Annotated in this window: 1 rRNA gene; it reads right to left on the bottom strand. The window is 54.5% G+C overall.

What is annotated here, in order from left to right:
- Nucleotides 1–49 precede the first annotated feature (49 nt).
- Nucleotides 50–1,515: ribosomal RNA gene (locus tag AC3G3F_RS23780) — 16S ribosomal RNA — on the bottom strand; the annotation flags it as partial.

Consider the following 1,515-nt stretch of genomic DNA (forward strand, 5'->3'; position numbering starts at 1 on the left):
TTTTCATCAGACAATCTGTGTGAGCACTGCAAAGTACGCTTCTTTCAGGTAAGGAGGTGATCCAACCGCAGGTTCCCCTACGGTTACCTTGTTACGACTTCACCCCAGTCATGAATCACAAAGTGGTAAGCGCCCTCCCGAAGGTTAAGCTACCTACTTCTTTTGCAACCCACTCCCATGGTGTGACGGGCGGTGTGTACAAGGCCCGGGAACGTATTCACCGTGGCATTCTGATCCACGATTACTAGCGATTCCGACTTCATGGAGTCGAGTTGCAGACTCCAATCCGGACTACGACGCACTTTATGAGGTCCGCTTGCTCTCGCGAGGTCGCTTCTCTTTGTATGCGCCATTGTAGCACGTGTGTAGCCCTGGTCGTAAGGGCCATGATGACTTGACGTCATCCCCACCTTCCTCCAGTTTATCACTGGCAGTCTCCTTTGAGTTCCCGGCCTAACCGCTGGCAACAAAGGATAAGGGTTGCGCTCGTTGCGGGACTTAACCCAACATTTCACAACACGAGCTGACGACAGCCATGCAGCACCTGTCTCACAGTTCCCGAAGGCACATTCGCATCTCTGCAAACTTCTGTGGATGTCAAGACCAGGTAAGGTTCTTCGCGTTGCATCGAATTAAACCACATGCTCCACCGCTTGTGCGGGCCCCCGTCAATTCATTTGAGTTTTAACCTTGCGGCCGTACTCCCCAGGCGGTCTACTTAACGCGTTAGCTCCGGAAGCCACGCCTCAAGGGCACAGCCTCCAAGTAGACATCGTTTACGGCGTGGACTACCAGGGTATCTAATCCTGTTTGCTCCCCACGCTTTCGCACCTGAGCGTCAGTCTTTGTCCAGGGGGCCGCCTTCGCCACCGGTATTCCTCCAGATCTCTACGCATTTCACCGCTACACCTGGAATTCTACCCCCCTCTACAAGACTCAAGCCTGCCAGTTTCGAATGCAGTTCCCAGGTTGAGCCCGGGGATTTCACATCCGACTTGACAGACCGCCTGCGTGCGCTTTACGCCCAGTAATTCCGATTAACGCTTGCACCCTCCGTATTACCGCGGCTGCTGGCACGGAGTTAGCCGGTGCTTCTTCTGCGGGTAACGTCAATTGCTGCGGTTATTAACCACAACACCTTCCTCCCCGCTGAAAGTACTTTACAACCCGAAGGCCTTCTTCATACACGCGGCATGGCTGCATCAGGCTTGCGCCCATTGTGCAATATTCCCCACTGCTGCCTCCCGTAGGAGTCTGGACCGTGTCTCAGTTCCAGTGTGGCTGGTCATCCTCTCAGACCAGCTAGGGATCGTCGCCTTGGTGAGCCGTTACCTCACCAACAAGCTAATCCCATCTGGGCACATCTGATGGCAAGAGGCCCGAAGGTCCCCCTCTTTGGTCTTGCGACGTTATGCGGTATTAGCCACCGTTTCCAGTAGTTATCCCCCTCCATCAGGCAGTTTCCCAGACATTACTCACCCGTCCGCCACTCGTCAGCAAAGCAGCAAGCTGCTT

This window comes from Salmonella sp. FC25216 (assembly GCF_057751355.1).